The following is a 26,811-nucleotide window of genomic DNA, read 5'->3' as shown; positions in this document are numbered from 1 at the left end:
CGTTCGAGATGGTCGATGGAAAGACACGAGCAACTCTGCGGAGAATGTGCCACGCTAGGCGTAAAGCAACGAGCTAAGGAGCCCACTTCGCAATCGCCACGAGGGAGATTCCGAATTGAAGTTCTCGATAGGGAGACTGGACATGATACGCTCGACCACCCGCGTGTGAATCAACGCGGTCCGAGCCGGAAACATCGGATCGTCGCCCGATTCAAGACAGTGCAGGACATTCGTCATCATGGCCAATCTCGCTTCGCTGGAGGTATCAAGTTTCCAACGGGCGACCTCGGTGCCATCTTTGTGAGCGGCGCGAGCAATATTTTCGAAATCCCAGACGAGGGAACCTTGGTCGAGCGTGATGGTCAGGACAGGGTCTACCAAGTCTTCGTCGGAATGGGTGAAAGTGCAGTCGATTTGAACGCCCTCCGTCGTTTGCAATTTCACCTTGGCGGTATCAAATGTCTCGATGGGGTAGCATCGGAGCAACTTTCCGCCGTAGTGCTCGATCCGGGCGAATTTTTCGATTCCCGACCCCGAGAAGAAGAGTGCGAGATTCAAGAAATGAGCGAAGGCATTGTTGATAGGCGAGTCCTGAACGGCCCAGCCATCCTTGAAACTCTTTCCGGCCCAGTCATTGCGGTCGTAATAAGGCTTTTCCCGCGGCCAGCTTCCCGAGACAAAAATGGAGCGGACACGGCCAAGGCGGTTCGAGCAGAGAAATTTCTTAATCTCGTAAGTTGTCGTGGAGTACATGTCCTGGAAGCCAACTGCGGCAAAACGGCCGGTACGGCTTGAGGCCTCCGTGACTTTCAAGGCATCCGCCACGGAGCCGGCTAGCGGCTTTTCTACGAGGACGTGGGCTCCCGCGCCCATGGCGTCCACACTCATTCGCGCATGCCAGTGAATGCTGGTTGGAATGATGCAGAGATCGATCCGGCCGCGAAACGTGGAAAGCATCTGTTGGTAATCCGAAAAGATCGCGCAGCCAGCGTTGGAAAGGGCCCTGGCAGTCGGCGATTCGCCATCGGCTCCGATTGCAGTTGCCGCTACCAGGCTTCCTTGCACCGCCTTCAGCGCCGGGATGACGGAGTCGAGCAGCATGCTGGCATACCCCGATACCCCGATGATGGCAGCGCGCAGATGGTTTCTTCGATCTTGCGGAATGCGTGATCGAGCGTCTCCAAATGCTTCGGATGCGACGACCTCGGACGACAAGGGTTTGATCAGGTCTTGCATCAATCTCGCCTCGGTTCGCCCATGACGGCAATAGCACTAATCCGATGGCCGCACACCAGTGTGCATCTGTGGCAGTGCTGCTCTTCGTGATGCGCTGAAGCACCGGGGCTCGAAGCCGGAAATGTCGGATTGGTCATAAGAACGCGCTGTTAAGGTTTCCGGGACCGAATCAACTCAATCGAGATCTATTTAAAGTTACACCTAACATTGCCGGGAAAATCGAATCGCGAGGTTCCGTTCGCGAAGATTACGGATAACATCAAAAAGATGTGGCCGGCGTGGGTTCGACGATTAACCTTGGCTGTTTGCTATTCTGATCATGTCTTCCCCGAAGATCCGCAAAGCGTTTATCATGTCCGTCTTTCCGGGCAAAGAAAGCGAGTATGCGCAACGTCATGCCCATGTCTGGCCGGAGCTGCTTCGTGTTCTGAAGGAGCACGGCGTGAGCAACTATTCCATCTTTCTAGACGAGCAGACGTCTCAAATATTTGCCTGCCTGGAGATTGAGTCGGAGGAGAAATTTGCAGCAATAGCAGACACAGATGTCTGCAAGAGATGGTGGAAATACATGGCTGAAATCATGTCGTCAAATGATGATAACAGCCCTGTCGTACGAGATTGCCGTCAGGTCTTTAATATTGAATAGCGCCGTTGAGGCGGCAGAAGAGTGGTTGGGACATCGCTCCGGGTGGCGTACGATAAGGCAACGCGGCATACACGGGCTCCCGGTCGGGCAGGACTGGACAACGCCCGGAATCATGTAACGATATACGTAACATGAAACTGGTCAAAATTTCGATGAGAGCTGTGGCCGAAAAGGCCGGGGTATCGTCCATGACAGTTTCGCGAGCGCTGCGAAACCACCCGAGCCTGCCCGAGTCTACGAGACGGCGCATTCAGAAAATTGCCGATGAAATGGGATATCGCCCAAATCCTATGGTGTCGACCCTTATGGCTCAGCTACGGGGCGTGCGCCCCCACGGGGGATTTGCGACGATTTGTTTTGTAACGGCCTATCCGGATCCCGCGCATTGGAAGGATCTATCCCTAAACGTCCATGCCTTCCAAGGGGCGCGAATGCGGGCCGATGCACTCGGCTATGGCGTTGAGCATTTCTGCCTGACCGAGCCTGGAATGACGGACCAGCGTGCGAACAAAATCCTCCACGGACGTGGAGTGGCTGGCTTGATCATTGCCCCGTTGCCCGAGCCACCTCCGCAGATAAATCTGGCCTGGGATTGGTTCGCGTGTGCGGCCATCGGGTATTCCATGAAAGCTCCGGTGTTGCACCGAGCCGTCAACGACCAGTTGGCGACAGTCTCCACGGCCTGCCGATCTCTGAGTGAGCTGGGATACAAGCGTATTGGCTTGGCCATTCAGGCCAGCGACGATGAGCGGGTAAACAGAAGGTGGGTCGCCGGTTTCTCGGCTGAACAGTTCTATGCGCCTGCCAGCGGGAGAGTTCCAATCCTGATGACAAGCGATTGGCAAAAACGGACGTTTTCAAAGTGGCTTCACAAACATCGACCCGATGCCATCCTCTGTCTCGATTCGTCCGTCAAGAATTGGGTGGAGGAGGAGGGGTTTTCCGTCCCCACGGAGGTGGGTGTAGCCAGCCTGCACAGCGACGGCAGCAACATCGGTTTATCGGGCGTAGCCCAACATTACGAGCGGGTCGGGGAGCTGGCGGTTGATATCGTGGTTGAACAGATCCACAAAAACGAAAGGGGCATACCCAAAGCGCCCAAGGTCGTGATGGCCGGCGGAGAGTGGATAATGGGAAATTCCACGATCAGCCACATTCGTGAACGGTCTGCGAGAGCTTAATCAAGAAACGAGCACGGCCCAATCGGAGTCCGGCGGCGGACGAGATCTTCTTCGGCTCCCATCGATCCCCGGAAGAAGGCCAGCCAATCAAGATTACGTATAACATGAAATGGGAATTGTGTTATCCCAAACGCGAAATACCGTCCGTTTACTTCACGGCAGGAGCGACAACGCGCAAACCCGCCATGATCTTGATCCAAGGCGCCAATTCCCCTCCTTCCCATGCAGACAAATATTCAGAGTTCCTTTCCCGGCGATCAACATTGCGGAACTTCGAGACTCTCAAAGTTTCTGATGTGGAACTTTTTCGTTATGTTCGGTCTGTCGGTGGCCGTTCAATCCCAGACAGTCCCGGTCACCAGTTTCACTGACGGTCTCCGGCCGACACCTCAGCGGGAGGTGGGTAAACCGCTTGATAAAACCGACATCGAAGAAGGCGGAGGAAAATGGACTGCGACGAAAAGCATTGTCATGGTGAAGGATGGAGTTTCCGCCAACGGACCGGGAGCGTCTCAACTTTCATTTCCGGTGATAGCCGGGAAAATTCATGTTGAAGCGGATGTGGATGCGCGGGGTACGAGTTGGACGGGGTTGGCTCTGGGAAGGGCAAAACTTAGCGAGCTGTTCTGGCGGAATCTCGCCGTCATGGTCACCGTAACCAGCGATGGCCGATACAATCTCTTCGCAGCCGGAAGGAATTTGGTCGCCGCGCCCACGCCAGGATTAATCCATAGCGACAGTCCAAACCATATCGAATTCGATGTGGATACCACCACTCGAATGGCAACCGTTCGAATCAATGGCCATCCGGCGATCGAAAATTTGGTATTGCCACCAGAGGCGCAGTTGAACGGCATATCGGCTGCAGGCTTTCATTTTCACGAACCAGTTGACGCCAATGTGCCGGTCGTGAGTAATTTCAAGGTCAGCCTGGCCAGCCTTTCGGCAACGGCATTTACGCCGCTTGATTACAGCATGTTCTTTGTCACCCCCGGTGCGGACACGACGCTCCAGTGGAAGGTCGGAAGCCCGGGACCATCACATGAAGTTCCGTATGTGATCAACGATTATTCTGGAAACCAGATAGACTCCGGTGTCGCGAATCTAGGGGAGGACGGAATACTAAGCCTGAAGCGTGTTTTCAAACAGGGCTACTTTGAGGTGGTATTTCCATTGGCCGCAGAAAGCTTTGGCATAGTGAGTATCGACCCTCACGCTGGCCCCGTCGATCCATTCTTTGGGGTCGACGCCTCGATGACTTCGCTGGAGCTCGACCCAGCGCGTCGGGTCGGGCTGGTGAAAATCATGTCTCGCACAGGCCTCTCGATCGCGCGTGAGAGATCGAGTGCGATTTTTGGAAAGGGTCCCGGGCAGTACAATTGGGAGGGCGGGGAGCGAAAAATGGAATCACTGCGGAGGGTTTATTCCGACCACAATGTGAGGGTTCTCGATATCGTCATGCGCGACGAAGCGAAGTTTGGCATGATGAAGGGCCAGATCTTTCCCCAGAATCTAGCGGTTATGGCTTCCGAGTGGAGCGGCGTGGCCAGGCACTGGGAGAATATTTGGGGCGGATTGGAAGTCTATAATGAGCCTGACCTGGCGGTTGCCTCGGCCGATCAATACGTTCCGATGGTCAAGGCTCTCAGCTATGCATTGAAGGAAGCTGACTCAAAGGTTCCTCTCGTTGGTGGTGTTTTTGCGACTATGCCACCGGGTCCCTATTTCACCACTTGCGCAGAGAATGGGATGTTGGACGACTCGGACGTCGTGAGTTTCCACTCCTATGACTCCACTCCAAACATGGAGAAAATGATCGGTCTGTATCGGGAATGGCTGAAGATCTCGGGCAAGGAGAATATGCCGCTCTGGCTCACTGAATACGGTAAGCCATGGGTGAATGGACCGGCTCGTCCTCCTCAGGATCAGGATGCCGTCAGCGCCATGGAGATATCCGGCATGGGGGTGGAATCGATGGCATGCGGAGTCGCCCGAGCTTTCCCCTTCGTCCTCACCTATTACGAGGAGGGGCTCAAGAACTTCAGCATGTTCGGACGGGAAGCAAGCCCCTTGCGCAGCATGGCCGTCTATGCAAATACCGTATCGAACCTTGGGGGAAAGAAATACCTGGGTGACTTGAAGGGTGTCGGAGAATCTCTCCAACGCGCCCGCGTCTTTGGAGACCCATCTGGTGGAGAGCGAGTCGTGGTGCTCTATACCGGTGTCATTGATTCCAAGGCGCTTGTTTCACTTCCGGTTACTGGAAAAAGAATTGCGGGAGCGGATGGCCGGGAGCTTCAACCCGTCAACGGAAAGATTCCTCTGCCCGATGGCATCGGCTTTTTGTGGGCCAATGAGGCAGAGATTCGCGAAAAATTGGACCCCGACACGGAGGCGGCACGGCTCTACAAAATCGGCCAGAACCCTCTGGTGCATGAGCGGCGCGCTTCTCCCGTTGTTCTTCAACTTTTGCCGCAGAATACTCCGTCCCGGGCTTCCACCCGTCGCTATCTGGTGACCCAGGAAACTGCGAAAGCCCTTCCAATCACGGTCCGCATCCACAATCTTTCCAAAGATCCGCTCGACGTCATTCCGGAGCTGACTCTTCCGGGCGGAACACCGCTGAAGAAGGAGAGCGTGGCGGTTCCAGCCATGGGGTTTGTTGATGTTGACTGGAAGTTGGATGCGTCAAACACGTTGGATATCGCCAAGACGAAGTTTATCATCGTCACCGCGAAATCCTCGGCTGGCTCTCAACCTTCCCCGCTGGCGGTTCCCTTCGTCATGGAGGGTAACCTGGAGCAACATCTCTCCATTCACCGAAATAAATCTCCCCTTCCCATTGCGGACCTCGCGAATTGGCGCACCAATCAGAGCAAAGGAAAGACGAGCTTTTCGATGTTGCCGGATGGAGTTCTGCGCATCACGAGCATCTTCGAGAGCAACCCCGGTAACCGTGGTTTATGGACATTTCCCCGATTCACCTTGCCGAAACCGATCGATCCTTCGACTGCCTACGGCATCCTGATCAGGGCAAAGGCATCAGGCGGCCGGGCGCCAGCGATCATCGCGAAAACTGGCGTGAACGGTGCAAATGAAGGCATTCCTTTTTGGGTTCCGGATATTTTCCCGGGAGATGGGGAATGGCATGTTGCCTACATTCCCTTTGCAGAGTTCAAGCCTGGTCCGGCTGCGATCGGAAATCAGAATACCCGGCTCGATCCAACGACCTGGAGGGTCCTGGAGTTTGGCGGGAGGAGCCTGGCATTGGAACACACATTGGAGATCAGCCACTTGATATTGGTCGGAGGCTCCACCGCGGATTGAGACGATATTCCGCTGTATAGAATCAAATGAGCGTTACAAATAATTGGTTTGTCTCTGAACGCGGGGAATTGCGATTGGGAGGTCGCGTCCTTTTGTCCGATCTAGTTTCGCGCGTCGAGCTTGCGGACGGTTTTGTTGCCATAGGTGCGGTTTCGGCGACGGAGAAGTCGCAAGACGCGTGGGTCCATAAGATCGATAGTATCGCCATTTCCCATACATGGGAGGAGTGCGATCAATGGTTCAAGGTCCGAACGATCATTCGCAATGATAGCCAAACGGCAGTCAATATTCGTTCCGTCGAACCGTTTTCCGGGGTTTTGTGCTTAGGTTGGGATCGAATATTCTCACAAAGCGAAACCATGACGAAGAAGGTTGGGATTTTCGAGTTTCAAGGAATCTTTGAGTCCCACATGTGTGTAGCACTTTCAGGGTTAAATGATGAAGAGGGTCTGCTTGCCGGATTTGAAGATCTGAGCGACAGTTTCTACCGATTTTCCGCAGATGCGAGCGTACGTAGACTAACCCCGGTGTGCCCTCGGGAGGATATCGCTCTCGCGCCGGGCGCCGAACTGGAAATTTCCCCTCTTTTGATCGGAGCAGGGCAAAGAATGAGCGCCTTGTTCAGCGAGTATGCAAAGGTGACAGGCCAGAGGCTCGGCGCAAGGGTATCCTCAGAGACCATGTCGGGATGGTGTAGCTGGTATCACTATTATGGCAGCGAGACCGAGGACGATATTCTCGAAAACGCGAGAGTTCTAAGGGCATCTCCTCTGGGTGAACGGATCAAGGTTATTCAAATTGATGAAGGCTGGAATCGCCCCGGAGTTGACGCGCAGAGAGTCTGGGGTGACTGGCAGCCTGGCGGGAAGTTTCCGATGGGAATGAAGCGCATGGCGGATGAAATTCACGCTCTGGGCTTTCAAGCCGGGCTGTGGTTGGCGCCCTTTAGTGCTGATCCGGCAAGCACCCTCGTTGCGGAGCACCCCGACTGGCTTATTCAGACCAGGAATCGACAAGGCGGTCTTCTCGATGCCGGAGGTCCGGCTGAGGTGAAGGGGCTGGACTTGACACATCCGGAAGTCCTGAACTGGCTGGAAGAGACTTTTAACCGCGTTTTTTACGACTGGGGTTTTGATTATGTAAAAATCGATTTTCTGATGCACGGCGTTTTGGAAGGAAATAGATTTGATCCCACCAAGACGACTGCAGAGGCCTTCAGGATGGGTATGGAAGTGATCCGACGCTGCGCTGGAGAGGAGAAATTTGTTTTGGCTTGCGGAAGTCCCCTCGGTCCCGCCATTGGGCTCTGTGACGCTATGCGCATCGGACCCGACGTGGGCGGCCGCTGGTACGCCCCTATCAATCTGGTGGAATGGCCCCAGGGGAACTGCAGTATTCGCGCAGCAGCCTATCCGACGTTTTACCGGCAGTGGATGCACGAGGCCTGGTGGCAGAACGATCCGGATTGTTTATTGGCTCGCGACGTCTCCGTTTCTCACGAGATCGCAGCGTTTGAACATATCAGGGCGGAGCTGCCAACCACCGGGCTGGGGATTTCAGAAAAGGACTTTGGCCTGACATTGAATGAAGCGGAATTCTGGGTCAGAGCGGTCTGGTTTACCGGTGGGTTGAGCGTGCTTTCTGAAGTCTGGAACAACCTGCCGCCTGAGCGTCAGCTTCTCCTTCAACAAGCATTTGCATCTCATCGGCAAAAGGTAGGCTTGGTTAATTGCTTTCGTGATCCCGATCTGGCCGTGCTCCGATCAACGAGCGATCGGGCAATGATTGGTCTCTTTAACCTCTCCGACGACTCGAAAAGCATTCAGATATCTGAAAATGCCTGCAACGATAAGTCCTATAAGGAATGGCTTTCAGGAGAGATTATCTCCGTCCGGGAAGGACGCTTTCCGCCCCTTCCACCCAGAAGCGCTCGAATCTGGATTGAGTTCCCTGAATAGACGCATCGTCTGAGCGCGCTTCCTAAGATGTTAGTAGTATCCCCCATGGTTTTTCCTGCTTGGGGAAGTATGGCAAGTGAGTGTAGCGGAAGAGCTCGTTGAACCGCAGCACATCTTCAAATCTCGGGCGGCTGCCCTCAGGAAAAATGCCTCCAGTACCAGAAATCCCGTCTGAAACAGCTGCGCGGCATCGCCTTTTTCCAGTTTTTGAACAAGCTCTTGCCCGTCCTTATTCCCAATCAACTCGCCGATCTCCTTGAGCATGGCTATCAAGTCGGGGCCGAGCTTCGGCCAATTATCCATAACGGCATCTAGAAACTTGCCCGCCACTTCCGCCAGCCGCCGTAGAGGGCCGATTTCCTTTTCCAACTCGCCGACCTTTTTCTCGGTAGCATCGAGATCCGCCTGAAGAGCCTCGGCAGATCTTTTAATGCGCTCTTCCACAAGAGTTTGTGGAAGGTGGAGCGGGTGACGAGACTCGAACTCGCGACATCAACCTTGGCAAGGTTGCACTCTACCAACTGAGTTACACCCGCGTAACTTGGGAGGCAAAGAGTACCGCACTCCCCTAAAACGTCAATGGCGGTTTTCAGGAATTTTAAGATTTTTTGAAGGTAGGCTCCGTCTTTCCGCTGAAAGGCTTTGATCGGTGCGGGTTCCAGAGGCGACAGCGGCGACTCGGTTTCATCCTGGCACTTTTACGGGAACGATGCATCGCAGATGCCGGGAAATGCCGGTCTGCGCTGGTTGAGCGGCATCGCCTGGATCGAAGCCTGCGAGCTACGATCTGTTTTTTAGGACGGCTCGGCGCTCGTGAAAGGTATCGCGCGGAAAGCGAGGCGCGGACGAGGGACTGAGGTCCGGACGATCAGGTAGTGTCTGTGGTCTTGCGAGGATGGCTGCGCTGCGGTCATCGCTTCTCTCGCATTGTACTGATCCCGGTCACCGCGCTTCCTGGGAGCACTCTGAGGTTGGATGCTGGCCGGAGATCATAAGTGCACGAACACAGGCCGCGCTTCTTTCAACTCCGCCACCGCGGTTCGTGCAGAGAGCGTACTGTGAAAAAGCACGCGTTATTCCGGGCGCTAGGTCCCGGCGTGGGCGGTGTGGCGGACGGCGACGTATTTGGTGTTGGGCAGGATGACTTTGCGGATTTCCACGGTGGCAGCGGTAGCGGGATAGTCGCGGATGAGCATGTGGCTGATCTCGCTGGCGAGGGTCTCGATGAGTCGGCGGGGACGCGCCTGCGCGAGACGGACGATGCTTTGCGAGGCGGCGTCGTAGTCGACGGTGCGGGTGATGTCGTCGTCGAGGGCGTCGAAGGGGACGCGCGGAACGATGGTGATATCGAGGTGGATGCGCTGGGGCTGGGCGCGTTCCTCGTCGGGGACTCCGATATGGACGTCGACGGCGAGGGCTTTGATGAAGATTTCGTTCACGGCGGTGGGTTGTGGCTTGGGAGGGTGGTACGAGCGATGGCGAGTCTGGCGGAGGGAATCAGGAGAGGAGGCGCTGGAGGGCGGCGAGGTCCTGGACGATGACGCTGGGGCGGGCCGGCGTGAGTTTTTCCAGGGGGTCAAAGCCGGTGAGCACGGCGACATCGAGGACTCCACCGTGGCGGGCGGTCTCGATGTCGTGGACCATGTCGCCGACGAACATGGTTTCGGCAGGGTTCAGGCCGTGGTCGTGGAGGATGTCGCGGATTTTTTCCCGCTTGTCCATGATCTCGACGTAGGCGTGTTCAAAGGAGGCGTAGACACCGAGGCGGCCGGCCTGGGTTTCGAAATGGTGCTTCTTGATCGTGCTGAGGAGGAAGGTGCGGCGTCCCGTGCTGGCGCAGAACTCGAGGAATTCCCGCGCGCCGGGGAGGAGTTCGACGCGCTCCTGGAGATTGGCAAAGAAGCGCTCATAGAGAACCTCGAGGCCCTCGGTGGTAGCCTCGGGGAGCAGTTCAGCGTAGAACCCGGAGAAAGGGAGCCGGAAGTGGTGGCGGAATTCCTCGAGCGTGAGCGGGGCGCGACCGAAGTCGTGGAAAATAGCGTTGGTGGCCTCCAGTACGGGGCCGAGATCGTTGGCAAGGGTGCCGGACCAGTCGAGGATGACGTTGCGGATCATCGGATTGGCGGGAGGTTATGCCCGCAGGGCGGGAGACGGCGAGTTTTCAGTGATGCGGAAAAGACATGTTTTTACAGAAGGTCACAAAGAACTCAAAGGGAAGGCCTCAAAGGCCGATCGAACGGAAGGTAGCGAAGGAAGCAAAGGGGCTGGCGTGACCTGGAGGTGGCAGGGCGTGGTGGGTTTTGGCGCGTGCCGTGGTGGGGGAGGGAAAGACGGGGTTTTGCAGAGGGTGGAAGGAAGCACTGGGAAGGCAGGAGTCTGATGCTAAAGCTTGAGGGCGGGAATAGAGGTAGAGCCCTTGTCACGAAAGGCGACTGACTCGTTTCGAAAATCCGGTCGTAGGGTGGGCGTCCCGCCCGCCGGACTTTTTCGCCAGGCAGCACGCCGACAAACGCCGTGACTGTGTAGCAAAACTCACAGGTCGGCAGGATGCCGACCCTACGTCTCCACCCGGTCGTCCCTTTTTTAAAAAACGCCGTCACGCAAACACACGAGAGGCACCCCATTTGCGTTCTTTGCGACGCTGGCTGCGCCTGTCTCGCGGACTTGGCTCTGTAAAAACCTGTTTTCCTAGGCTGGTCTCGCTGCATGCGCTCCAGGTCGCGGGGTCCCGCCATCTTCGGGTTGAGCAATCCCTTTGCTGCCTTCGCTACCTTCTGTTCGTCCCCTGCCCTTAACTCCGAAAGCGAACCTCGCGGATGGCCTTGGCGCCGAAGCGGGCCTGGAGTTTTTGCAGGATCTGGGGTTTCCAGCTGCGGTCGAGTTCGTAGCGCACGGTGGGCTGGAGGACCTGGACGGTGAGGACGCCCTCGCGGACGGCGGAGGGGACGGAGTGGCTGGCGAGGAACTCCCCGACGATGTCCTTCCACGCGCTCTGGATCTCCTGCTCGTTGAGACGTTCGGAGAGGCCGAGCTTGGGGAGGAGCTTTTTCAGCGCATCGGGCACGGCGACGCAGCGATCGGGTTTCTCGATCGGCTCGGGCAGGCCGCGCCAGTCCTCGAGGACGCGGCGACGGATTTCCTCTATGCGCAGGGCCATGGTGCGGGGTGACCGGGGGAAGAAAAAAGGCCTCCGTTGCGGCGGAGGCCTTCCTTCGTTAAATCTGGAATGTCGGGCGGCTTATTCGCCGTCGTTGCCGATGGCCTCGACCGGGCAGCCTTCCATGGCTTCCTTGCAGAGGGTCTCCTCCTCAGGAGACTCGGGCTGTTTGTAGACGAAGCTGTGCCCGCCGTCGTCGTCGCGCTTGAAGTTGGACGGAGCGGTTTCGCGACACAGGTCGCAATCGATGCACTGGTCGTCCACGTAGAATTTGCCTCCCACGTTCTGCGCGTATTTGTTCGCTAGATCTGCCATAAAAAGTTGATTCCTATCCGATGGCGGAAACTAATTTCCGCACCAAGGATTGCAATCGTTTTTTGCCGAGGCACATCATAAAGGTCAATGATGACCGTACCGACACTAGAGCCTGTCTTGCCCGCCGAGGGCCGGCACGTAATCCATCTTTTTTTCCGGATCGACTACGCCTCGTGGGATATTCTGGATAACTCGGAGAAAATCGCGGCCAAGACCGCGCTCGCGCAGCTGGTGCAGAATATCCGCGCCACGCCGGATACCCAGCTCCTAACCTTCAGCATGGTATCGCCCAAGGCGGACCTCGGCTTCATGCTCCTGACGAAGGACCTCCACGTGGGCGACCAGTTTGCCAAGCAGCTCGGTCTCGCGCTCGGCCCAGGCATCCTCGTGCCGGAGTTCAGCTGGCTCTCGATGACGGAGCGCAGCGAGTACACGACGACGGAGGAGGAATTTCTTATCTCCCTCGAAAAGGACGAAGGCATCGCCCCCGGCACCCCACAGCAGGAGGAGCGCCTCGCCGCCTTCCGCGCCCGCATGGCGAAGTACATGAAGGACCGCCTGGAACCCAACCTCCCCGACTGGCCGGTCGTCTGCTTTTACCCGATGTCCAAACGCCGCGGCACGGCGGGGCAAAACTGGTATGCGCTCGAGTTTGAAGCCCGCAAAAAGCTCATGCTCGGCCACGCCCGCGTGGGCCGCACGTACCACGGGCGCGTGCTCCAGCTCATCACGGGATCGACGGGGCTGGACGACATGGAGTGGGGCGTCACGCTCTTCTCCCGCAGCACGTCGGACATCAAGGCGATCGTGTACGAGATGCGCTTTGACGAGGTGAGCGCGCAGTATGCGGAATTTGGCGAATTTTTCATCGGCCTCCAGATGCCGCTTGATTCGCTCTTTGCCCGGGTGAGTTTGTAATCGTGCTCACGGAAAAGCTCGCCCGCCTGGAGGAGATCCTGCGCTCCCGTACGCCGCTGCTGGTGGCGTACTCGGGGGGCGTGGACAGCACGTGCCTGCTCGCGGCGGCTCATCGCACGCTGGGCGAGGCCGTGACGGGCATCATCGCCGACAGCCCGAGCCTTCCGCGCCAGGCGCTGGCGGAGGCGCTGGAGGTCGCGGACCGCATCGGCGCGCGTGTCGAGGTGGTAACGACGCAGGAGTTTGAGGACGAGCGGTATGTGAGCAATCCGGTGAACCGGTGCTATTTCTGCAAGAGCGAGCTGTTTCTCCGCATGGACGAGCTGGCCCACTCGCGCGGAGCGGCGGCGCTGGCCTATGGCGAGAATGCCGACGACCCGGCCCACCTGCGGCCCGGTTCCCAGGCAGCGGCGGAGTTTGCCGTCATCGCCCCGCTGAAGGCGGCGGGATTGACCAAGGCCGATGTGCGCGAACTCTCCCGCCAATGGGACCTGCCAACCGCGGACGCCCCGGCCCAGCCCTGCCTGTCGTCGCGCATCCCGCACGGCACGCCGGTGACGCGCGCGGCGATCGAGCTGGTCGAGCGGGGCGAGGCGTTTCTGAAGGCGCACGGGTTCCGGGTCTTCCGCGTGCGCTACCTGCCGGCGGAAAAGCCGGGCGCCCGCGTCCAGGTGGCTCCCGACGAACTCGCCAGTCTCTTCCGCGTGGAGGAGACGATACGCTCTGGCCTGCACGAGGCAGGCTTCGCCTCCGTGGAACTCGACCCCGACGGGTATCGCGGCACCGTGGCCTGAACCGGACGGAAACCATTTTTAAACAGAAGGTCGCAAAGGACACAAAGGGTTGGCGGCCTTTCGGGGCTGACGGAGGGTTCCGCGAACGGCTGTTTTCTCCCGCTGGGAAAGACGTGCTGATCGGCGAGGTTTTCGATGTACAGGATCATGTCGGCAGCGTGGCGCAACTCGAAAATTCCTCCGCTGCAAACCCGTCTTTCCTCCCCCCTTGCCACGACGCACTCCCGAATTTCCATATCGTCCCTCCATGCGGAGCGACGCCGCACCCCCTTTGCTTTCTTCGCTGCCTTCTGTAAAATGTTTCTCCATTGCGCATTTGGTTGCGAAAAGCAGCCGCAGGGGCTTGATCTCAGACAAAGGGCACGTAAAGTCCGGCGCGTTATGTTCCCTGTCTGGAAAGCTTTCGTGTGTGTCCTGGCTGCCATGGCGGCGTTCTGTGCGACGTCGTCGGCTGCAACGGTGTTGCTGGTGGATGTGACTGATCCTTCGGCGGTGAAAATCACCGCAACCACCGCAAACGCCCAGGCCAGCGATTCGGACTTCCCGCAGATGGTCGGCGTCGATTTGCTCCATTTTTTCACTAGCGCGGTGAATATGTCGGTTATGTACACGCGCGACAGCACGCTCACGCCCACGGGTGGCGGCGCGTACCTGAACTTCGAGTCGGACAACTACAGCGGCTCCCTCGTGGACCTGAATCTCCTCGACGGCGGCTCGCTGACTGCGCCGCAGAATTTCAACACGACCGCGCGAGCCTTCACCGGCGAGGCGTACCTCAACCTGTCCAGCTTCGCGTCCTTTCTCCCGGCGATCGGCTCGTACGGCAACATCATCACCGGCGTAAACACGGAGACCAACGGCACCGTGATCGGACAATGGCAGGCCGTTCCGGAACCGCAGACCTGGGCGCTGCTGGTCGGTGGTGCGCTCGGGCTTTATTTCCTCCGCCGCAGGGTTTCCTCGCAAGGGTGAGCGGAACGGTCTGCGCCACGGTTGTGCCTGGGCCAACCGGCGAGGGAGGATGATTTTCATCGCATCGTCGGAACGTGCGGAATAACGTCTCTCCTGATCCTCCAAAAATTCATCGCCCTTTTCCGGTTCGTGCTTTTTGATCACGAACGGTATCCAAGGTAAACGAATGACCCGGAACGATAGCGCTCACCATCCCCGGCACTCCTGGAATGTCCAGTTCACCCGGGACTGCCTCGCCGCCACGGCAGGGCCTCAGAGCGTTGAGAAGGAAATGCGGGCCTCCCCGGCGTCGTGAGGGAGTTCCTCCGCGATCCCGCCATCCGCTTCGGGCTGAAGCTCGGCATCGCCGGCCTGCTGGCCACTTATCTCGCTCTCTTCCTGCGGCTGGATGAACCGACCTGGGCTCTTTTCACAGTCTTCGTCCTCATGGTCACCCCATACGTGGGAACAATCATGGAGAAATCCGTGCTCCGGATTTTCGGGACAATCATCGGAGCGATCCTCGGTTACCTGCTGCTGGGTTGGCAGCAGCAGCCGTTCCTCTTTTTGCCGGTGGTCGCGGGCATCCTCGCCTTTTGCGTCGCCATGTTTGGGCAGGGTCTGTGGGCTTATGGTTTTTTTCTCTGCGGCCTGACCATGATCGATGTGATGCAGGCGGGGCTGGGCGATCCGGAGATGTCCTGGCGCTACGCCCTCTCGCGGGCGGAGGAGGTCGTGCTGGGCATCCTCGTCGCCGTCGTCGTCCAGAGTGTCCTATGGCCGCGCTATGCCTGGGTGGAGTTTGAAAAGTCCCTCAAGGACGTCCTGACCGACATCGAGGGCCTGCTCATTCCCCGCCTGGACTCGCTCTTTGAGGGCGGGGAAGCCGACACCGCCGAACGCATCCGGAAACTCCCGCTGCGGGTGGGCAAGATGCGATCGCTGATCGGCTTTGGCGCCAACGAAAGCCACCGCTTCCACCAGTGGGTCCCCGTCTTTGAGGAAATAACCGATCAACTCAACCTCATGGCACTCGGCATGGCAGCCCTGTCCAAGCCGCTCCCTCCATCCCAGCGCCCGCACGCGGAACTCCAGAGCCGGATGCAAGACCTCGGCCGGACCCTCGTCACCGGACTCCGCGCCCTGGCAACGAACACTCCGGCAGATGAGACGCTTCTCCAGGTCCAGACCGCTCAGTCACAACTCGTCGAGTGCTTGGAAACCGCCAGGAAACAGGGGGACCTCGACGCCGAAAAACGCGAATACATTTTCTCGCTGGGGCATCATTTTCAGGCATTGATTGAGCTCGCCCAGGCCTTCGCAGTCATCCACGAGAAGCTGGCACTCATCGCCTCCGGCCAGATCGGCAGCCTCCCCTCGCCCACGCTCCGCGGACCCTCCTTGCCGAGCATCTTTTGGATTCGCCTGGGAATCAAAGGCGGGCTGGCGGTGACCGCCGCGCTATTCCTGGAAAACTGGCTCCACCCGCCCGGTGGAGACCTGCTCGCTATCAGCGCCTGGATACTCCTCGTTCGCGGCCCGACCGCACCCGCCGGGCGCGGGGACTGGCGGGCCTTTCATGGCGCGCTCATCTCGATCGCCGCCTGGCTCGTTCTCGGCATCATCCTCCTGTGGGTGCATCCGTTCCTTGCCTCCTATGCAGTGATGAACATCGTGCTCTTTTCCCTCCTGTTTCTCTGGGGGTACATCTTTTACGGTCGCAACCCAATGACGACCCCCATGCTGGTGGGCATGCTGATGATCGTCGGGATATTCGGCCTCAATGCCCAGAAACCGGTCTCGTTTCAGGACATCGCCGATCTCAGCCTGGGCATGATGCTGGCGATCCTGCTTTCGGCCCTCATTCGCAGGCTGATCTGGCCCTCCCTCCCCCAGCGTGAAATCCTCTCCCGCCTGCGCGAGCTCTCCCGGCTCTCCCTCCGCGTGCTGGGAGATGGCTCCAGCCAGCTCTCCCCGGCCGAGCGCGGCCGCCTGGCGCTCATTCCCGGCGAGGTCTCCGCGAGGCTCGGGTTGTTAGGCCGGCCCGTGCTCGTCGACGGGCAGGCTGACCAGATGAGGGAATACCTGCGCTGCCTGCACCGCGGTGCCATGATCCTCTCGGCCGCAGCCGGGCAAAGCGCAGACTGGCCGGACGGCATGAAGCAGGAGCCTGCCTACGTAAAGGCAGTCTCTCTCGAGAATGACTTCCGGGAGCAGATGCTCGCAAACGAAAAGCTCATCGATGGCCGGACGGCGCCCGCCGATTCGGTGGCGCAGTTCGAGACGGCATTCAACGCCAAAAAATCCGCCATCGCCGATCTCTGCCGGGAAAACGCGCCTCGGCTGCCACCCGCACAATGGCTGAACCTGCTCGCCTTTTGCCGGCGCATGGAGGAAGCCGGGGAAACCATCCTGCGAGCGACACGCCTTTGCTCCGAGCTCGACTGGTCCGCTTTGAAAAAAGACAGCTCTCTGTGAGGCGCGTCAGGGAAAAATCACGTGCCTTTTCCCTTTCTCCGCTTAGCGGTACTTCCGAGCACAGCCCCCTTCCCTGCCCCCGGAACCACGCCTTACCCGCTGTCTACGCGACGTCAGCCCCGCCTGCTCCCTTGGGAAATCGGCAGCCTGCCGTTTCCGAGCCGGGCGTGGCGCATCGAAACTTCCGGCTTCCGCGTTCCGAGATCCCGCTTCGGCTCAGTCGAAGAATTTCCTTAAGGCTTCCTGTTCCTCGGGAGTGGCGGTTTGCTGGAGGCCGGTTTCGCCGCCCTTGCCCGTCGTAATCGTGCCGCCCGCGGTGGTGGCAGGTGCTTCGGTGTTCGGCTTGGGCTTGGACAGGCCGAGGCTCGTTACCTCGCCGAGTGTGGCGCGGGAAAGGTCGTCGTTTGAGATGCCCTCGGTCGTCTTCGTGCCGAGGTCGGTCGGCTTGTCGCCCATGGTGAGCGGAGCCGCGCCGGGGCCGCGTGAGACGCCGCCCTGGCCGATTTGCACGACGGTATCCGACACGCGAGTGGCTTTTTCTCCGCGCTTGTAGCCCATGCGATCGCACACCTTGCACCCCTCGCCCATGCGCTCGCAGAGGGCCTTGTATTCGGCGGAGGAAAGCTGGCGGAGCTTCGAGGCGTCGAGGGCCTTGAGCTGCTTCGCCAGCTCGGCGTTGAGCTGGCCTTTTTCCAGTGCGGTGGCGGATTGCCGGAGTGCCTCGTTGAGCGAGGGGGAAAGGGCGGCGAATTCCTGCTCGGAAAGCGCGCGCGCTGTCTCCATGGCGTCGAGCGCGGCGGAGAGATCCTTGCCCAGCGCGGCGAGCGAGGTGTCGAGCTGCTCGGCCAGATGGTCGCCCGCCTCCAGGCTTTCGTGGGAATACCAGTCCTCCTTCGGCTGGTCGCGAAGGGCGTCCAGCGATTGGGCAAATTCCTCGCGCGCCTGCTCCTCGAGGAGCTTCGTTTCCTTGATCTCCTCGAGCTTTTCCTCCACGGCGGTCCAGGCGGGCGGCTCGGTCACGCTGGCGCTCGGAGCGGCCTGCGCGGCGGGAACGGGAATCGCCCATGCGGCGATCCAGAGCGCGGCGGCGGCGACGGGCGGCCAGGCGAGGCGCGTCCAATCCCACCCGAGGCGGAACCGCGCATCATCGCGCGGCGCGGGCCAGTCGCCCACGCCCTCGGCGGCGGAGGTCAGACGCGTGTGCAGCCGCAGGTCGGCGTCGAGCCGGGTCAGCGCCTCGGCGGCGGTGAGGTATTGGCTCCGCCCGCGCACCCAGGCGGCCACGGCGGAAGCGGCGACGAGCACGCCCGCCAGCCAGAGCGCGGGAGCGGTGGCCGAGTGCATGGCCCGCAGGGCGAGCACGAGCACGGTGGAGATGATGGCCGACGCGACGAAGAGCGGGAGAAACCGCTGGAGCCACCAGGCGAAATTAAACCGCCCGGCTTCGCGCCGCGCCCGGTCCCGCCAGAAGGTCTCGTTCATTCCCCGCAGCTTTGGCGCACCCAGGCGAGATAGGCCGGGGACGCGGTCTCGGGATCGAGCACGACGAACTCCGGCGTGTCATACGGATGCAGGGCGAGCAGGCGCTCGCGCAGGTCGTCGAGGCGGCTCGCGCCGGTCTTGAGCAGCACGACGCTCTCGGTCGAGTCCTCCACCTTGCCGTGCCACACGTAGAGCGACCTTGCCGGGGGCAGGATGGTGCCGCAGGCAATGACGCGCTCCTCCAGGAGCTGGCGCACCACGGCCGCCGCCTCCTCCTGCGTGGCAAAGGTGGTGAGGGCGAGTTTCATCGGAAAAAAGCGCCAATCAGGCGGGAACGAGCGACGGCTTGCGCACGATCCACCCGCCGCCGACCACTCGGTCGCCGTCGTAGAAGACCGACGCCTGCCCGGGCGTGATGGCCCGTTGCGGCGTGGTCAATACCACACGTGCCGTGTCGGAGGTGAGAGGCTCCACCCGCGCCGGTGCTCCCGGGTGCGCGTAGCGGATCTTTACGGAAAGCTCGCCGGTCAGCGTGGCGGGATCGACATGCCACGTCACGCGGTTGACCTCAAATTCCTCGCGCACCAGATCCTCCTCGCCGCCCACGATCACGCGGGAGGTCTCGGGGTCGATGTCGACGACGTAGATCGGCTTCGGCGAACCGCCGGGCAGCCCCTTGCGCTGGCCGATGGTGAACATCTCGATGCCCTCGTGGTCGCCGAGGAACTTCCCATCCACGTCGTAAATGCCGCCGCGATGGAATTCCTTCTCGCCGAGGTGCGACCGCAGGAAGGCCTTGTAGTCATTCCCCGGCACGAAACAAATCTCCTGGCTGTCCTCCTTGTCGGCGACGCGCAGGCCCAGCTCGCGGGCGATCTCGCGGATCTCGGGCTTCGTCATGCCGCCGAGCGGCGTGAGCGCGTGCCGGAGCTGCTGCTGGCTGAGGCTGAAGAGGAAGTACGACTGGTCCTTGCGCCCGTCGTGGCCCTTGCGCAGCACCACCTCATTCGCGTGATGCTCGATGATGGCGTAGTGGCCCGTGGCGATGTAATCCGCCCCGAGCGCGCGGGCTTTCTCCCAGAGGTTGCCAAATTTCAGCTTCTCATTGCACATCACGCACGGGTTCGGCGTGCGCCCGGCGCGGTACTCGCTGGCGAAATAATCAATGACGAGCTTTTCGAACTGGTCCGCCTCGTCCACCACATAATGCGGGACGCCGAGCCGATGAGCCACGCCCCGGGCATCCGCGATGGCGGAGGGGCCGCAGCACTTGTCCTCGGCGCGCGAAATACAGTCCTGCGGCCAGACCTTCATGGTCACGCCGATGACTTCATATCCCTGCTGCTTGAGCAGATGGGCGGTCACACTCGAGTCGACCCCCCCGCTCATCCCCACAAGGACGCGTTTGCCGTTTCCGTTCACCCGGGGAGTATAGCCCCGGGAAAGAGGGCGTCAAATGTTGCGGCGGCGTGCTATAATCGGCGTTTCAGGAGGAACAAAAGGCAGGGCTCGACAATTTTCCCGTACTCGTGATTCTTTTCCCATGACAGCAGATGACCTCCGCTCCCTGATACAGTCTGAGGAGGCTGATCGTATCGAGAAAACCCGCTCGACGACAGACACGGACAAGTTTCGTGAGGCCATCTGCTCTTTTTCCAACGATATGGCGGGGCGTAAGTTGCCCGGTTATCTGCTGATAGGGGTGGATGAGAAGGATGCGTCTTTCCGGCTGCAAGCGACAGACGATCTTTTGAAGCAATTCACTGCCTATCGCGATGACGGTCAGGTCATGCCGTTGCCCGTGATGAATGTGCAAAGCGTCCCGCATCCCGAAGGTGGGGGGGATGTCATCGTCGTAGAGGTTCTTCCTCATGCCCTGCCGCCCGTTCGCTACAAAGGGCGGATTTGCATCCGGGTGGGTCCGCGCAAGGGACATGCGACGGAGGCGGAAGAGAGGATCTTGATAGAGCGCCGAACATCGAATTTTCCGACCTTTGATGCCACACCTTGCCCCGAAGGGGATTTGGATAGACTGGACCTGGAAACATTCCGGCAAACCTATCGTCCCCAGGCTGTCGCAGCCGAGGTTATTGCGGAAAATCATCGTGACCTACCGGAGCAGCTCGCGGCTCTTCGGTTTTACAACCTGAAACGCGAATGTCCGACCAACGCGGGCATGCTGGTGTTTGCCTTTGATCCCCTGGACTTGTTCCCGGGAGCGAAAATTCAGTTTGTCCAGTATGACGGGACGGACCTGGAGGATGATGTGCTGGCGGAGAAAACCTTTACGGGCAATCTGATCACCATACTCGCGGAGCTGGATAGCTTTCTGAAAGGACGCTTTACCTCCCGCCCGGTGGCTGTATCGGACCTTAGGGAAGAGGCTGTATTTGATTATCCTCCAGAGGCAGTGCGCGAGTTGTTGATGAATGCCGTGCTTCATCGTGACTACCAGTCCACGAGTCCGATCCGGTTCTATCAATTCAGCGACCGCATTGAGATTCAGAATTCCGGGGGTCTTTACGGTGATGCTGCTCCGGAAAACTTTCCCCGGGTAAATGCCTATCGCAACCCTATCATCGCGGAGGCAATGCATGTCTTGGGATACGTCAACCGATTCGGGCGAGGCATCGCCCGTGCCAGAAAGGCCATGAAGGAAAACGGTAGCGGAGAGCTCATATTTGACTATCCAGGAAACCAATTCCTTGTCGTAATTCCCAAGCATCCGCTCCGATGAAAACCATAGCCTTCTTCAACAACAAAGGCGGTGTCGGCAAGACCACGCTGCTTTATCATCTGGCGTGGATGTTTGCGGATATGGGCAAGCGCGTGCTGGTGGCTGACCTTGACCCGCAGGCGAATTTGACTTCGATGTTCCTCGTCGAGCGGGAACTCGAGGACTTATGGGGAGGAGAGGGTAGGGATAACCAGAGTATCATGGCCGCTCTCAAGCCGATCGTCCGAGGGTTGGGAGATATTGGGCCTGCTCCTTTCCGTAGTGTTGATCCCAATATCCGCCTTGTTCCTGGAGACCTGGCGCTTTCCAGCTTTGAGTCAAATCTTTCGGAAGCTTGGGCCAAGTGTTTGGACAGGCAGGAGCCAGCCTTTCGAACGACCAGCGCCTTTTACAGAATCATTCGGGAATCGGGCGAGAGCTTTCGTGCCGACATAGCGCTGATCGATGTCGGGCCAAATTTTGGAGCTATCAATCGGGCAGCGCTCATTTCTGCTGATGCCGTGGTGATTCCCGTTGCCCCGGATTTATTCTCCATTCAGGGTCTTCGCAACCTTGGCCCCACCTTGATGGATTGGAGGCGTGAGTGGCAGACGCGTTTGGAGCTAAATCCTGCGGATGACCTCGTTCTGCCTTCTGCCGTTATGCGCCCTCTCGGATATGTGGTGCTTCAATTCGGCATCCGTGATAACCGGCCCGTCAGCGCCTACGAAAAGTGGGCGAAGAGAATTCCCTCCACGTTTTGCGAGAAGGTCCTGGGTGAGTCGGGAGAATCATTTGAAACTTGTGAGGCCGATCCGAATTGCCTCGGCCTGCTCAAGCACTATCGCAGTTTGATGCCCATGGCCATGGAGGCGCGCAAACCGATTTTCAAACTCAAACCGTCAGACGGAGCCATCGGAGCTCATACTTATAGCGTCAAAGACGCGGAAGATGACTTTCGCACTTTGGCAGAGTGCATTCTTTCCCGGATATAATTATCCCTGCCCATATCTGAGTTGTCGGAAAGGCGCATAGTCCTTTCTGGCAGACCGCGCTCCCTTCCGCTAGGACGGGCGGAATCATGAAACTCGACCAGACGGATGGTAGCGGGCTGTTTCCTCTCGTGCGGATTTTGCCGATGGTGGGCAATCCGGTGGAGGAGAATCCCATCGATTTGCTGTTCAATCGGTTCTTTGAGCAGGAGGGGGCGCCTTATCGGTTTTTGAAGATCCGGGTCGAGCGCGCGGAGGATCTCGGGGTTTGCGTGGAGGGGGCTCGCAAGATGGGGTTTGCCGGATTTGCCATCACGGTGCCTTACAAGATGGCCATCGTCCCGCATTGCGACGAAATCCTCGAGTCGAGCCAGGGCGTGGGGGCGGTGAATTTCATCACTTTCGAAGGGCCGGAGCGCAGGGCGGTCGGCAGGAACACGGACGGTGTCGCGATTTGCAATTCCATCCGGCAGCAGATGGAGATCGCGGGCAGGCGCTTCCTTATTCTCGGGGCGGGCGGAGCGGCGCGCGGCATCGGCGCGGAGATCGCCCGGCAGGGCGCGGCGTCGATCACCATCGTGGCGCGGGATGTGTCCAAAGGCCAGCCGGTGGCGGAGGCGCTACGGCGCTTTGGCACGGCGGGCTTCGCGGCGGACGTCCTGCCCTGGAACGGGCCGCTCCAGATTCCCGACGGCACGGACATCGTGCTGAACGCCACCTCGGTCGGAGCCTTTCCCGACGAGGGGACTCTCGACCTCGACTGGAGCACGCTGAACAAGGCGGCGATGGCCGTCGATGTCATTACCGGGCCGCGCACCACGCCCTTCCTGCGCCAGGCGCATGCCTTGGGCCTGCTCACCGTGGATGGAGTCGACATGCTGGTCGACATCGTGCATGTCGCCCTCGCGGGATTCGGCGTGACCGTCCCGCGCGAAGCCATCGAGGCCTACGCCTGCGAACTGTCGGGGCCGCCGCTGCGGCGGTAGGGCGCGCTCTCCGTTTCCATTCACCCGGGGAGTACTGCCCGACTAAAGGGGGCGTCAAATGTTGCGGGAAAGGACGAAAAGGCAGGTTTGAACAGAAGGAAGCGAAGGAAACAAAGGGACGAGGCGGGAAGCGAGCACCAATGGTTATCGGGACTGGCGTTGTCTACTGTCGCGGCAAAGGCGGGGGCAGGAGGGCTTGTTTCCGGCGTCGGTCATTGGCCACCCACACCGCCATCACGACGATAAAGCCGACAAGGGGGAAGGGGAGGAACGAGAACCAGTTGGGCGGTTCGTATCGCCCGACTTTGGTGCCCAGCGCCCCGCCCAGCACATTGAAGTACCAGACGAAGTGGGTAAAGGTGAGGGCAGCGAGAAAGAAGAGCGCTGCGGCCTGCCGCACCTTTCTGGCGCGAGCGCCGACGGTGATCAGGATGATGGAGAGCGGAAAACAGCCCATTCCCGTCCAGAACATGACCTGGGCAAAGGTTTCCTGTGAGGGGGATTTCATGGGGTCGACTGGGGAGCTGTGTTGTCCTTTAGGAAGGCACGATATCTTGGTTTCGTCTCGTTTTGGAAGCAGGTGATTTCCTTTTGTGCAAAAGATAAATCCAAAGCAGGTTTCCGATATGAGCTTTCCCCGTAGTCTGACATCTGAGGAGCGGACGCTCGTCAAGTGGATGCTTGAACACGGCGAGCCGGGTGCGGATCGTTATCTCGCCCAACTCGAAGAGGCTGTCGTGATATCGGGCTGCCGCTGCGGATGTGCCAGCATTAATTTCCAGATTGGCGACAAGCCTGCTCATTACAAGCCAGGCCTTACGGTGATCTCCGACCATGCCTTCCAGCGCGGGGCGAACGGTCACTTCGGTGTGTTTGTTTTCACTGAGGAAGACATGTTGTCCGGCCTGGAAGTCTATGGCTTTGACGAAACTCCCGGCCCTTTGCCAACGGTCGATGAATTAATCCCTTTCAAGAAAGATGACGAAAACACATAGGCGACTTGGGTTTCGGAAGGGGTCCAACCCTTCGCTTCCTTCTATTGACTTCCAGCCTTAGCGGTCTCCCCCTTCGCGACCTTCTGTAAAAATCCGCCTTCCTCCCCCGCCTGCGCACCGCGCGACCGAACTCCACCGCGCCACTCAGCCACACGAATCCGAAAACTTCCAGCCTCCCACCTCCGACTTCGTCTCCCTCTTTGCTTCCTTAGCTTCCTTCTGTTTGATCCCTGCCTTCGAGTCCTTCCCCTTTGTGTCCTTCGCGACCTTCTGTAAAATCTGTCTTTCCCTCCCTCGCGCCACCTCAGCGGACTATCGAGGTTCCCGGCGAGCCGCCACCCCGCTTTCGGCCTAGCCATTTGCTTCCTTCGCTTCCTTCTGTTTGATCCCTGCCTTTGAGTCCTTCCCCTTTGTGTCCTTTGCGTCCTTCTGTAAAATCTGTCTTTCCCTCCCCCGGGCCACCTCAGCGGGCTATCGAGGTTCCCGCCGAGCCGCCACCCCGTTCGGCCTAGCCCTTTGCTTCCTTCGCTTCCTTCTGTTTGATCCCTGCCTTCGAGTCCTTCTGTTTCAATCCCGTATGGGCAGTCTTTCCTTCGCGTCCCCCGCTCCTGTAAACTCCGGTTCCCATGCCGGCACTCTTTCTGGCCAATCCCCTCGCCCTCTGGGCCCTGCTCGGGCTGCCGGTCGTGCTCGCCATTCACCTCCTGCGCCGCCGGTCGCGGCAGGTGCGCGTCAGCACGCTCTTCCTCCTCCAGCGCGTCCCGCCCTCGCATGAGGGAGGCCGCCGCCTCCGCTGGCTCCGCCAATCCCCCGCCCTCTGGTGGCAGCTCCTCGCCATCCTCGCCCTCACCCTCCTCTGGGCGCAACCCCGCTGGCTCGACGAAACCAGCGCCCAGACCGTCGTCACCGTCCTCGACTCCAGCGCTTCGCTGAGCGCCTTCCGCGACCGCGCCGCCGACGCCCTCGCCACGCAACTCGCCGACCGCTCCCGCGACGCCACCCGCACCCAGTGGATCATTCTCGACTCCACCACCCGCCGCCTCGCCTCCGGCACCGACCTTTCCACCACTCTCGACGCCGCCCTCCGCGCCTGGACCCCCGCCCGCCACAGCCACGACCTCGCGGAATCCCTCCGCCTCGCCCGCACCCTCGCCGGACCCACCGGCCCCGTCATCCTCCTCACCGACCACGCCCCCGCCACCCCCGACCTCCTCGATCCCCGCACCACCTGGCTAGCCGTCGGCGAACCAGTCCCCAATCTCGGCTTCACCGGCTCCCTCGCCACCGAGACCACCTGGCAGGCGTATCTCAAAAACTTCAGCCCCACCGCGCAAACCGCCCGCTGGCGCATCGACGACGGCCCCGCGCAAGAGATCACCCTCCAGCCCGGCCAGCTCACCACGCTCAGCGGACGCTGGCCCGCCTCCGGCCGCCTCACCCTCCGGCTCGACCCCGACCGCTTCGCCCTCGACGACACCCTCCCCCTCATCCGCCCCGAGCCGAAGCTCCTCCTCACCACCACCCCCCCCGCCGACGCCGCCCCCGCGCTCGTCGACCAGATCCTCCGCCTCGCCGCCCCCTCGCGCCCCATCCCCGGCGCCGGAGCCGACCTCCTCCTCGGCCTTTACGACCCCGCCAACCCGCTCCAATCCACCACCCCCGCCATCCTCTTCCCCCCATCCGCCAAAACCACCCCCCTTCCCCCTGCCGGGGACACCCCCACCGCGACCTCCGCGACCTCCGCGACCTCCGCGACCTCCGCGACCTCCGCGACCTCCGCGAGCAACACCGCGAGCAACACCGCGAGCAACACCGCGAGCAACGCCACGAGCAACGCCACGAGCAACGCCACGAGCAACGCCACGAGCAACGCCACGAGCGAACCCGCGAAACCCGCGCCGCGCCCCGACACCCTCCTCATCGCCGAACGCACCCCGCTCATGGAGGATCTGAACTGGCAGGGCCTCGTCCTCCGCCCCGATACAGCCCTCCTTCCCGCCGCCCCCGGCGACACGCCGCTCCTCTGGCAGGGCGACCGCCCGCTCATCCTCCTGCGCCACGCCGCCACCGCCCCGCAGCTCATCTTCACCTTCGACCCCGCCGCGTCAAACCTCGCGCGCCTCCCCGCCTTCCCCCTCCTCCTGCACCGCTTCATCGCCCAAGTCCGCGACCGCAAACCCGTCTATCAAACCGCCCAGCTCCAGACCTCCCAACCCCTCACCGTCGCCGGAGCAACCCCGCCCGAACACCAGGCCCCCGACACCCCCGGCTATTACGAAGTCACCAGCCCCGACGGCACCCCGCTCCTCGACGCCGCCGTGAGCTTCACCGACCTCCGCGAATCCGACTTCGCCACCGCCGCCACCCTCACCCAATCCACCCCCACCCTCACCACCCAACGCCAAAAAAACGCCCAAGGCTCCCACCTCGACCCCCTCTGGGCCTTGCTCCTGGTCGGCTGCATGGTGGGGAGCTGGTGGGCATCAAACTCAAAAAGCACACATAAAAATGGCTGAGTTAGCCCCCGAGTATCACACGCTCCGTGCCAGTGATATCATCCGAGACGGCATTGGACTTGAGCTTTACCATTCGAAATCGGGAAAGCTCCTTTCGGAGATATTCCACTCCGACATCACACATGAAATGACTTTGAGCACATTCGAACCAGATATTCCCCTA

Annotated in this window: 23 protein-coding genes and 1 tRNA gene; 13 read left to right on the top strand and 11 right to left on the bottom strand. The window is 60.0% G+C overall.

Translation table 11 applies throughout. The annotated features are described in order from the left end of the window. Positions 1 to 54: 54 nt before the first annotated feature. On the bottom strand, positions 55 to 1,236 hold the full coding sequence (locus TSACC_RS03645; RefSeq protein ID WP_075078031.1) for a Gfo/Idh/MocA family protein: 1,182 nt from the start codon (positions 1,234 to 1,236) through the stop codon (positions 55 to 57). 319 nt (positions 1,237 to 1,555) lie between these two features. Between TSACC_RS03645 and rhaM the strand changes: the two genes are divergently transcribed. The 4 genes from rhaM (at position 1,556) to TSACC_RS03625 (ending at position 8,348) form a co-directional block, all read left to right on the top strand. Next, entirely contained in the window at positions 1,556 to 1,882 is a 327-nt protein-coding gene (rhaM, locus tag TSACC_RS03640; protein ID WP_075078030.1) for an L-rhamnose mutarotase, read from the top strand. Positions 1,883 to 2,013: 131 nt separating this feature from the next. Next, a complete protein-coding gene (locus tag TSACC_RS03635; RefSeq protein ID WP_075078029.1) occupies positions 2,014 to 3,063 on the top strand; it encodes a LacI family DNA-binding transcriptional regulator in 1,050 nt (349 codons plus the stop codon). Positions 3,064 to 3,357: 294 nt separating this feature from the next. Then, on the top strand, positions 3,358 to 6,390 hold the full coding sequence (locus TSACC_RS03630) for a glycoside hydrolase 5 family protein (RefSeq protein WP_075078028.1): 3,033 nt from the start codon (positions 3,358 to 3,360) through the stop codon (positions 6,388 to 6,390). Between the two features lie 26 nt (positions 6,391 to 6,416). Further along, complete coding sequence (locus TSACC_RS03625; protein WP_084400155.1) at positions 6,417 to 8,348, top strand: glycoside hydrolase family 36 protein; 1,932 nt, start codon at positions 6,417 to 6,419, stop codon at positions 8,346 to 8,348. A gap of 30 nt (positions 8,349 to 8,378) precedes the next feature. Here the strand turns inward: TSACC_RS03625 and TSACC_RS03620 are convergent, their stop codons facing one another. The 6 genes from TSACC_RS03620 to TSACC_RS03595 all read right to left on the bottom strand — a co-directional run bounded on the left by TSACC_RS03620 (position 8,379) and on the right by TSACC_RS03595 (position 11,820). Further along, positions 8,379 to 8,792, bottom strand: coding sequence for a hypothetical protein (locus TSACC_RS03620; protein WP_075078026.1), 414 nt, complete (start codon positions 8,790 to 8,792; stop codon positions 8,379 to 8,381). Positions 8,793 to 8,808: 16 nt separating this feature from the next. Beyond that, positions 8,809 to 8,884: transfer RNA gene (locus TSACC_RS03615), tRNA-Gly, on the bottom strand. Positions 8,885 to 9,433: 549 nt separating this feature from the next. Then, positions 9,434 to 9,787 (bottom strand): dihydroneopterin aldolase, encoded by a 354-nt coding sequence (locus tag TSACC_RS03610; RefSeq protein WP_075078025.1) that lies wholly within the window; start codon positions 9,785 to 9,787, stop codon positions 9,434 to 9,436. 58 nt (positions 9,788 to 9,845) lie between these two features. Continuing rightward, the gene (locus tag TSACC_RS03605) at positions 9,846 to 10,463 is read right to left on the bottom strand and encodes an HAD family hydrolase (protein WP_075078024.1); all 618 of its coding nucleotides are present in this window, start codon (positions 10,461 to 10,463) and stop codon (positions 9,846 to 9,848) included. A gap of 676 nt (positions 10,464 to 11,139) precedes the next feature. After that, entirely contained in the window at positions 11,140 to 11,505 is a 366-nt protein-coding gene (locus TSACC_RS03600; protein ID WP_075078023.1) for a DciA family protein, read from the bottom strand. An 81-nt stretch (positions 11,506 to 11,586) separates the two neighbouring features. Further along, positions 11,587 to 11,820: a ferredoxin gene (locus TSACC_RS03595; RefSeq protein WP_075078022.1), complete on the bottom strand. Its 234-nt coding sequence runs from the start codon at positions 11,818 to 11,820 to the stop codon at positions 11,587 to 11,589. 87 nt (positions 11,821 to 11,907) lie between these two features. Here TSACC_RS03595 and TSACC_RS03590 point away from each other — a divergent pair, with 87 nt between their 5' ends. The 4 genes from TSACC_RS03590 (at position 11,908) to TSACC_RS03575 (ending at position 16,961) form a co-directional block, all read left to right on the top strand. Further along, the gene (locus TSACC_RS03590) at positions 11,908 to 12,738 is read left to right on the top strand and encodes a chlorite dismutase family protein (RefSeq protein WP_202815905.1); all 831 of its coding nucleotides are present in this window, start codon (positions 11,908 to 11,910) and stop codon (positions 12,736 to 12,738) included. A gap of 2 nt (positions 12,739 to 12,740) precedes the next feature. After that, positions 12,741 to 13,532: an ATP-dependent sacrificial sulfur transferase LarE gene (gene larE / locus TSACC_RS03585; protein ID WP_169809521.1), complete on the top strand. Its 792-nt coding sequence runs from the start codon at positions 12,741 to 12,743 to the stop codon at positions 13,530 to 13,532. A gap of 423 nt (positions 13,533 to 13,955) precedes the next feature. After that, entirely contained in the window at positions 13,956 to 14,504 is a 549-nt protein-coding gene (locus tag TSACC_RS03580) for a PEP-CTERM sorting domain-containing protein (RefSeq protein WP_075078020.1), read from the top strand. Between the two features lie 291 nt (positions 14,505 to 14,795). Then, entirely contained in the window at positions 14,796 to 16,961 is a 2,166-nt protein-coding gene (locus tag TSACC_RS03575) for an FUSC family protein (RefSeq protein WP_075078019.1), read from the top strand. A gap of 216 nt (positions 16,962 to 17,177) precedes the next feature. Here the strand turns inward: TSACC_RS03575 and TSACC_RS03570 are convergent, their stop codons facing one another. From TSACC_RS03570 to mnmA, 3 genes are read right to left on the bottom strand one after another with little or no spacing between them, the layout of a single operon-like run. Further along, positions 17,178 to 18,443 (bottom strand): hypothetical protein, encoded by a 1,266-nt coding sequence (locus tag TSACC_RS03570; RefSeq protein WP_075078018.1) that lies wholly within the window; start codon positions 18,441 to 18,443, stop codon positions 17,178 to 17,180. After that, positions 18,440 to 18,751, bottom strand: coding sequence for a divalent-cation tolerance protein CutA (cutA, locus tag TSACC_RS03565; protein ID WP_075078017.1), 312 nt, complete (start codon positions 18,749 to 18,751; stop codon positions 18,440 to 18,442). The genes TSACC_RS03570 and cutA overlap by 4 nt, the downstream gene beginning before the upstream one ends. Positions 18,752 to 18,767: 16 nt before the next feature. Then, a complete protein-coding gene (gene mnmA, locus TSACC_RS03560; protein ID WP_202815904.1) occupies positions 18,768 to 19,832 on the bottom strand; it encodes a tRNA 2-thiouridine(34) synthase MnmA in 1,065 nt (354 codons plus the stop codon). 67 nt (positions 19,833 to 19,899) lie between these two features. On the opposite strand from mnmA, the gene TSACC_RS03555 reads away from it, so the two are divergent. The 3 genes from TSACC_RS03555 to TSACC_RS03545 all read left to right on the top strand — a co-directional run bounded on the left by TSACC_RS03555 (position 19,900) and on the right by TSACC_RS03545 (position 23,137). Then, positions 19,900 to 21,180 (top strand): RNA/DNA-binding domain-containing protein, encoded by a 1,281-nt coding sequence (locus TSACC_RS03555; RefSeq protein ID WP_202815903.1) that lies wholly within the window; start codon positions 19,900 to 19,902, stop codon positions 21,178 to 21,180. After that, a complete protein-coding gene (locus TSACC_RS03550; protein ID WP_075078014.1) occupies positions 21,177 to 22,154 on the top strand; it encodes a ParA family protein in 978 nt (325 codons plus the stop codon). Before TSACC_RS03555 ends, TSACC_RS03550 begins: the two co-directional genes overlap by 4 nt. Positions 22,155 to 22,240: 86 nt before the next feature. Next, positions 22,241 to 23,137, top strand: a complete 897-nt coding sequence (locus tag TSACC_RS03545) for a shikimate dehydrogenase family protein (protein WP_075078013.1) — start codon at positions 22,241 to 22,243, stop codon at positions 23,135 to 23,137. 163 nt (positions 23,138 to 23,300) lie between these two features. On the opposite strand, the gene TSACC_RS03540 is transcribed toward TSACC_RS03545, so the two are convergent. Beyond that, a complete protein-coding gene (locus TSACC_RS03540) occupies positions 23,301 to 23,645 on the bottom strand; it encodes a hypothetical protein (protein WP_075078012.1) in 345 nt (114 codons plus the stop codon). Positions 23,646 to 23,730: 85 nt separating this feature from the next. Between TSACC_RS03540 and TSACC_RS03535 the strand changes: the two genes are divergently transcribed. Together TSACC_RS03535 and TSACC_RS03530 are read left to right on the top strand one after the other, a co-directional pair. Next, a complete protein-coding gene (locus TSACC_RS03535; RefSeq protein ID WP_237763894.1) occupies positions 23,731 to 24,132 on the top strand; it encodes a hypothetical protein in 402 nt (133 codons plus the stop codon). Between the two features lie 626 nt (positions 24,133 to 24,758). Beyond that, entirely contained in the window at positions 24,759 to 26,648 is a 1,890-nt protein-coding gene (locus tag TSACC_RS03530; protein ID WP_075078010.1) for a DUF7407 domain-containing protein, read from the top strand. Positions 26,649 to 26,811 lie beyond the last annotated feature (163 nt).

Origin of the sequence: Terrimicrobium sacchariphilum (assembly GCF_001613545.1) — a bacterium.
GTDB lineage: Bacteria > Verrucomicrobiota > Verrucomicrobiia > Chthoniobacterales > Terrimicrobiaceae > Terrimicrobium > Terrimicrobium sacchariphilum.
Note: the sequence above shows the minus strand (reverse complement) of the source record. Positions and strands in the feature narration are given on the sequence as shown.

Coding starts and splice junctions, on each gene's coding strand:
- TSACC_RS03645 (WP_075078031.1), bottom strand. CDS start 1,236: ATGCAAGACCTGATCAAACCCTTGTCGTCCGAGGTCGTCGCATCCGAA.
- rhaM (WP_075078030.1), top strand. CDS start 1,556: ATGTCTTCCCCGAAGATCCGCAAAGCGTTTATCATGTCCGTCTTTCCG.
- TSACC_RS03635 (WP_075078029.1), top strand. CDS start 2,014: ATGAAACTGGTCAAAATTTCGATGAGAGCTGTGGCCGAAAAGGCCGGG.
- TSACC_RS03630 (WP_075078028.1), top strand. CDS start 3,358: ATGTGGAACTTTTTCGTTATGTTCGGTCTGTCGGTGGCCGTTCAATCC.
- TSACC_RS03625 (WP_084400155.1), top strand. CDS start 6,417: ATGAGCGTTACAAATAATTGGTTTGTCTCTGAACGCGGGGAATTGCGA.
- TSACC_RS03605 (WP_075078024.1), bottom strand. CDS start 10,463: ATGATCCGCAACGTCATCCTCGACTGGTCCGGCACCCTTGCCAACGAT.
- TSACC_RS03600 (WP_075078023.1), bottom strand. CDS start 11,505: ATGGCCCTGCGCATAGAGGAAATCCGTCGCCGCGTCCTCGAGGACTGG.
- TSACC_RS03595 (WP_075078022.1), bottom strand. CDS start 11,820: ATGGCAGATCTAGCGAACAAATACGCGCAGAACGTGGGAGGCAAATTC.
- TSACC_RS03590 (WP_202815905.1), top strand. CDS start 11,908: ATGATGACCGTACCGACACTAGAGCCTGTCTTGCCCGCCGAGGGCCGG.
- TSACC_RS03580 (WP_075078020.1), top strand. CDS start 13,956: ATGGCGGCGTTCTGTGCGACGTCGTCGGCTGCAACGGTGTTGCTGGTG.
- TSACC_RS03570 (WP_075078018.1), bottom strand. CDS start 18,443: ATGAACGAGACCTTCTGGCGGGACCGGGCGCGGCGCGAAGCCGGGCGG.
- cutA (WP_075078017.1), bottom strand. CDS start 18,751: ATGAAACTCGCCCTCACCACCTTTGCCACGCAGGAGGAGGCGGCGGCC.
- mnmA (WP_202815904.1), bottom strand. CDS start 19,832: ATGAGCGGGGGGGTCGACTCGAGTGTGACCGCCCATCTGCTCAAGCAG.
- TSACC_RS03555 (WP_202815903.1), top strand. CDS start 19,900: ATGTTGCGGCGGCGTGCTATAATCGGCGTTTCAGGAGGAACAAAAGGC.
- TSACC_RS03550 (WP_075078014.1), top strand. CDS start 21,177: ATGAAAACCATAGCCTTCTTCAACAACAAAGGCGGTGTCGGCAAGACC.
- TSACC_RS03545 (WP_075078013.1), top strand. CDS start 22,241: ATGAAACTCGACCAGACGGATGGTAGCGGGCTGTTTCCTCTCGTGCGG.
- TSACC_RS03540 (WP_075078012.1), bottom strand. CDS start 23,645: ATGAAATCCCCCTCACAGGAAACCTTTGCCCAGGTCATGTTCTGGACG.
- TSACC_RS03530 (WP_075078010.1), top strand. CDS start 24,759: ATGCCGGCACTCTTTCTGGCCAATCCCCTCGCCCTCTGGGCCCTGCTC.